The 5,860-nt window shown below is 35.5% G+C and carries 8 protein-coding genes and 1 pseudogene; all 9 read left to right on the forward strand.

Annotation, left to right across the window (positions count from 1 at the left end):
* Positions 1-216 (forward strand): annotated as a pseudogene (locus BM057_RS11775) (IS30 family transposase); the annotation flags it as partial.
* A 372-nt stretch (positions 217-588) separates the two neighbouring features.
* Positions 589-1,248: a hypothetical protein gene (locus BM057_RS11140; protein ID WP_092093802.1), complete on the forward strand. Its 660-nt coding sequence runs from the start codon at positions 589-591 to the stop codon at positions 1,246-1,248.
* 108 nt (positions 1,249-1,356) lie between these two features.
* A complete protein-coding gene (locus BM057_RS11145; protein ID WP_047391569.1) occupies positions 1,357-1,908 on the forward strand; it encodes a CDP-alcohol phosphatidyltransferase family protein in 552 nt (183 codons plus the stop codon).
* Positions 1,909-2,238: 330 nt separating this feature from the next.
* Positions 2,239-2,835 carry a TVP38/TMEM64 family protein gene (locus tag BM057_RS11150; RefSeq protein ID WP_092093804.1) on the forward strand — a complete coding sequence of 199 codons (597 nt, stop codon included), beginning with the start codon at positions 2,239-2,241 and terminating at the stop codon, positions 2,833-2,835.
* Between the two features lie 21 nt (positions 2,836-2,856).
* On the forward strand, positions 2,857-3,537 hold the full coding sequence (locus tag BM057_RS11155) for a CBS domain-containing protein (RefSeq protein WP_092093807.1): 681 nt from the start codon (positions 2,857-2,859) through the stop codon (positions 3,535-3,537).
* 158 nt (positions 3,538-3,695) lie between these two features.
* The gene (locus BM057_RS11160) at positions 3,696-4,265 is read left to right on the forward strand and encodes an NADPH-dependent FMN reductase (RefSeq protein WP_092093810.1); all 570 of its coding nucleotides are present in this window, start codon (positions 3,696-3,698) and stop codon (positions 4,263-4,265) included.
* A 346-nt stretch (positions 4,266-4,611) separates the two neighbouring features.
* Complete coding sequence (locus BM057_RS11165) at positions 4,612-5,049, forward strand: MarR family winged helix-turn-helix transcriptional regulator (RefSeq protein ID WP_092093812.1); 438 nt, start codon at positions 4,612-4,614, stop codon at positions 5,047-5,049.
* A gap of 122 nt (positions 5,050-5,171) precedes the next feature.
* Positions 5,172-5,549 (forward strand): alpha/beta hydrolase, encoded by a 378-nt coding sequence (locus BM057_RS11170; RefSeq protein WP_218147473.1) that lies wholly within the window; start codon positions 5,172-5,174, stop codon positions 5,547-5,549.
* Between the two features lie 133 nt (positions 5,550-5,682).
* On the forward strand, positions 5,683-5,860 hold a 178-nt coding region (locus BM057_RS11590; RefSeq protein WP_177186253.1), incomplete at its 3' end, for a transposase.

A 5,860-nucleotide genomic window follows, 5' to 3' on the forward strand; every position in this document is an offset into this window, starting at 1 on the left:
GCTCATGCCTTCGCTTCCTGGGAAAAAGGGACGAATGAACGACATAACGGTCTGCTTCGCGAATTTGTTCCTAAAGGCCATTCACTAAGAAACTTAAGATATCAAGAGCTCCAGCTTTATACAGACGCAATCAACGAACGTCCACGTCGAATCATAGATTATGCTACACCAACAGAATGTTTAGCATCTGAAATAGATAGAATAGTCGCAGCTTAACGAGCTTCTTGTTGCGCCGAAAGGATAGCGTCTTGCAACAAGCTGTATCAAGAGCCGCTCTGCTCTTCCTCTTGACACAGCTTATTGCAAGACACGCTAAAAGACGCACCAACAATAAGCCAAAAAAATAGAATGGGCACAAGACTAAAGACAGAAGATTATCCCATCCCTTGATAATACTGACTTTTTAGTAAATCCATTGTCTACCAAGGTTTTTATAAAAATTTATGCATTTGACTTTACAACTGAGCAACCAATCATTGCCATGAAGTGTGTTTTCTTTTTAATTGTGGGGAGATTAAAAATACGTTACAATGATTTTATATACATGATAAGAACGTAAAACAAAACCACCTTTAGGAGGAGATAAGTATGAAAAAGATGGCAATGTTGTTAGGTGCATCCCTTATACTGGCAGGATGCGGGGATAAAGAACCAAAACAAGAAGATCCAGCGGTAAGTGATTCATCAGTCGTATCTGAAGCAACAGACAGTAGTTCAACTACGAAAAGTACAAACAGTTCAGAGGCTAGCAGTAAAGCAGAGTCTTCTGATGCAACAGCATCTTCTGGCGTAAAAGTGGGAGAAGATTTGACTTTTGTTCCCCAAGCAGCTGAAGTTGAACAAGGTTATACGGTCGATAGCGATCCCTTATTACAATCGATCCAAGATAGAATAGAAAAGTCAGATTCTTTAGGGATAGAAAATGACGTAGCGATCCATTTTACAGGCCTCTATTTAGGTGAAAAAGGAAAAAGTAATGTTCAAGCAGCCTTTATTATTGTCAATCGAACGAATGTGGCAATGACAGACATTGATCTGAATGTTAGCATGGCAACGAAAGACGGTCAGGAAATCTTGAATCAAGCGAAATATCATTTATCTGAAGATGATTTTGGTGTATTAGAACCAAATACCATTATGCCAATTTATTTAGCCGTCCCAGCTGAGAATGAAGAAACTTTCTTCAGTATTGAAGATATGGAAAGTGTGACTTATTCAATTGATCACTTTGATTATAAAGAAAAATAAGATCATAAAAATGAGTGATAGAATAAGTTAAAAGCTTAGTTTACTGATTCCTAAAGGAAATAAAATCATAAACAAGCCTTTTATTCAACAGTTGTGGGAGGAAAATACGTGAACGTAACACGAAAAGAACTTTTTTCAATACCTAATATTCTTTCTTATATACGGATTATTCTAATCCCGATTTTTGTATACCTCTACTTGAATGCTCAATCACAGGAAGATCATTATGTGGCAGCGAGCATCATTATTTTTTCTGGTTTAACAGATTTATTTGATGGTCTTATTGCTCGACGATTTCATCAAATTACTGAACTGGGAAAACTGATAGATCCAGTAGCAGATAAACTGACGCAGGGGGCAATTGTATTTTGCCTTGTTATGAAATACCGCTATATGTGGTTGATCGTCCTATTATTTGTATTTAAAGAACTGGCGCTGTTATTAGGGAATGTGGTTTTATTGCGTAAAGGGAAGAAACTAGACGGAGCAAAATGGTTTGGAAAAATTTCGACAGCTATCTTTTATGTCTGTATGACAGCGTTGGTTGGATTACCTGTTTCACAAAATTGGGCGAATGTGTTGATGATCCTGACAGGGATTTTCTTGAGTTTATCTTTTGTTCTTTATACGGTTACCTTTATAAACATGTACCGAGAATAATGAAATGGAAATAAAAGATGTTCAAAATGAAACGGTCTTTTGTATATCGATAAAGGTATATATGAAAGACTGTTTTTTTGTTTTCAAAATACAATATACGCATGATCCAGCTGGATTAGAAAAAAGAATCCTACACTATTCAACAGGGGTCAGTAAAAAAATCTTTTTCTTTTTCATGCTAAATCCGTTAGGGGCATCTTTCTTTACCAGCGTTAGAAGATGAAGAATCGAAAAAATAAATGCTGTATAAACTAAGCACAAGTTTTTTCATGTGATCCAAACAGAAAAAGTGAACTACTTTTTAAAAGACGAACAAAATGAGGTATTAAGATGAAGTTATTTGGTAAGTACAAAGTTGACATGATCGATATCGTGTCATTAGCAGGCGTGATTTTGACAGGCTTGCTCATTTACTATGGGTATAAAGGTGGTTTATTTGAATCACGTGAAAGCTTAATTGCTTATGTCAATAGCTTTGGGTTTTATTCAGTTTTGATTTTTATCCTGATACAGGTATTTCAAGTTGTTTTACCTTTTCTGCCTGCAGCAGTTACCTGTACAGCAGGCATTGTTCTATTTGGAGCAGGCTGGGGATTATTTTATAACTATCTTGGGATCAGTTTGGGGTCAATCATTGCTTTTCTTATTTCACGGAGATACGGACAATGGATCGCCAAAAAGATGGTAGGCGAACGCTTATATCAAAAGTATGCTGCCCATTTAAATAAGGGAAAAGCATTTGACCGCTTTTTTGCGATCAGTATTATAGCTCCAATCGCACCAGATGATGCATTATGTTATTTAGCAGGATTGACGAGTATGTCTTTGAAAAAATTCACCTTGATTATATTGTTAGGAAAACCATTGCCAACTGCTCTCTACAGTCTAGGTTCTGCAGCCATTTTTAATTGGCTGAATATATTTTAAAATCAGAAAAGGAGAAGTAAAATGGGCCAAAATGCTGAAAAGTTTATTGCTAGCTTTAATCGCATCCAAAGTTATTTAAGTTTTTTAAGTCATGAAGAGGAAAATAAAAAGCCGTTCTACCGTTTGCTTGATGAAAATGAATATCGAAATAGCGGTGTAAAACAATACAAAAGTGAATTACAAGCATTTGCTGATTTGCGAAATGTGATGGTACACAAAAAGGTTTTTCCAGGTCAGTATATAGCTGACCCAACGGACACAGTGGTTGAGGAAATTGAAAAAATTGAAAGAGAGATTAAAAATCCAAACAAAGTTTTTCCAATTTTTAAAAGAGAAGTGGTTTGTTTTCAAACGACCGATTATTTCTCTAAATTGTTAAAAATTATTCAGACACACAAGTTCACTCATTTTCCTATCTATGAAAACAGTCAATTAGTTGGTGTTTTGACTGAAAATGGTATTGCGAGTTGGTTAGCCAATTACGCAGATGAAGGACAAGTTCAATTCGACCAGATCAAAGTTGGTGAGATCTTAAAAGAGGATGAAAAAAGTTCCAATTACTTAGTGATACGCAAAGAAATGAGTGTAGATGTTGCGGCAGAATTATTGCGGAATAATCAAGAAGTAAAGGCACTATTGATTACTGAAGAAGGTAAAAAAGAAGAAACTTTATTGGGGATCGTTACGCCGTCTGATCTTTAATAAACCAATAAACTGAATGAGGATCGGAAGAAATGAAAAGAATAGAAATAAAAAGCATCTTTCCTCTTGACTTATTTACTTTTTGATAGTAAACTTACAATTAGTTAGTTAATTGATTTGGAATTAACGGCATTCAAAATTGTAGGAGGAATATTATAATGAATAAAATCGGTATTATCACTGGAAGTACACGTCCAGGAAGAAATAGTTTACAAGTAGCAGAATGGGTAAAAGAAATTGGTGACAAGCGCGGAGATGCTGAATATGAAGTAGTTGATATCAAAGATTACAATTTACCAATGTATGCTGAACCTATTTCAGCTTCTTTCAGCCAAGATTATCAAACCCCAGAAGCTTTGCCATGGTCTGAAAAAATCAAGAGTCTTGATGGGTTTGTATTTATTACGCCTGAATACAACCATGGCATAACTGCTGCACTAAAAAATGCTATTGATTATTTATATGTTGAATTTAATAATAAAGCAGCAGGCATCGTAAGTTATGGTTCATCTGGCGGTGTTCGCGCTGCTGAAGCCTTACGAGTTGTATTGGCTGAGCTGCAAGTAGCCGATGTCCGTACACATCCTGCTATGTCCTTGTTTACTGATTTTGAAAACATGAGCGTCTTTAAGCCAGCAGCGATTCAAGAATCAACAGTCAACACGATGCTTGATCAAGTAAACGCATGGTCTACAGCTTTGAAAACTGTTCGTCAAGATAATCAATAAGATCGACGTGGAATAACTTTCCATTTGGCTAAGGGGATTTCACCGTTAAAGCAAGAAAACAAAACATCTTATAAATATTGAAGATGTTTACAATAGATCTTAAACATTTTGTACGCTGAAATAAAACAGTTCTCTAAGAGGCTAAGAAATGATCTTAGCCTCTTTTTAAATCATTCATTTTTTATGATGCAGCTTGAATCGATACCGATTTGTATCGTTTATGATAGATAAAAAACAAAATAAGTGTGCTCATGATGCGATAGTGGATTGACCGCTTAAATGTTCTATGATAAATTTATCTCGAATTAAAGATATTCAATCAGAAAAAACATTCGGAGTGGAAAAAATGACAGAAAATGATCCTAAAATAAAAGCATTAATGAGCATGATCAGAACATCTCAATACATTCAAGATAGATTAAAAAGTGATTTATCCGTTTATCATTTAAACTTTACTGAATATATGGTCTTAGAACTTCTTTTTAAAGAAGGAGATCAACCAATTCAGTACATTGGAAGAAAACTCTTACTAGCCAGCAGCAGTATCACGTATGTGATTGACAAATTAGAAAAAAAGGGATATGTCAGGCGTGTTCCCAGCTCAACGGATCGACGAGTTATTTATATTCAGATGACAAATCAAGGTAAACAAATTCGTGAGGATATTTCTCCCAACTATGTGAGTTCTGTTCGCTATTTATTTGAGGATTACTCCGTCGAAGAACTAGCTCAGCTGACCCAATTTTTGGACAAAATCAAAGGCCAGCCGGCAGTAAAAAAATAAAAAATATTGAAAGAACATTCACAACCCTTTTTGTTATGCATTAAACCTCACCAAATAAATAGTGATGATCAAAGACAAATCCAAACAGATAAAATGAAAAGTAAAGAAAGGTGAGTGAAAAAATGATTCACTTATTTAAAGAAGGCAATCCAACGAAGCCAGTTTTCTTGCTTCTTCATGGGACGGGTGGAAATGAGTATGATTTGCTGCCGGTCGCTGAGTTTATTGACCCAGAAGCGTCCATTTTAAGTGTTCGAGGAAATATTTTAGAAAATGGAATGCCTCGATTTTTCAAACGGCTAGCAGAAGGCGTTTTTGATGAAGAAGATTTAATAAAGGAAACCAAACAGCTTTATGACTTTATTAATCAAGCAGCTGAAAAATACCACTTTGATCGAAAAAAGGTCATTGCGCTAGGTTATTCGAATGGTGCCAATATTGCGGCTAGCCTGTTGTTTCTTTATGAACAATCATTAAACCTGAATAATTCATACTTTTAATTAAAACCATGTGAAACTGCCTCACGGCAGCTTACAATTACTTTTTCATCTTCACCCGTTAAGTGATGAAAAAAGAACCCCTTTCTGCTATGGTTAAAGTGACTAAACCAACCAAAAGAAAGGAGTTCTTTTCATGACTAGCTTACACAAAAATCAAGTAAAATTCAATTCAAATATCACTATTTCTCATACAGGTGGTCAGCTATCGAGTGATTCGGGTCTCGTCCTAGTGAAAGAGCTGATGAACATCTTTGGTTTTTCTGAACTGGCTAAGCAACACATTCACATTGAAGACGAACGAGCGTATTTTA

It is taken from the genome of Pisciglobus halotolerans, assembly GCF_900113675.1.
Classification (GTDB): Bacteria; Bacillota; Bacilli; order Lactobacillales; family Carnobacteriaceae; genus Pisciglobus; species Pisciglobus halotolerans.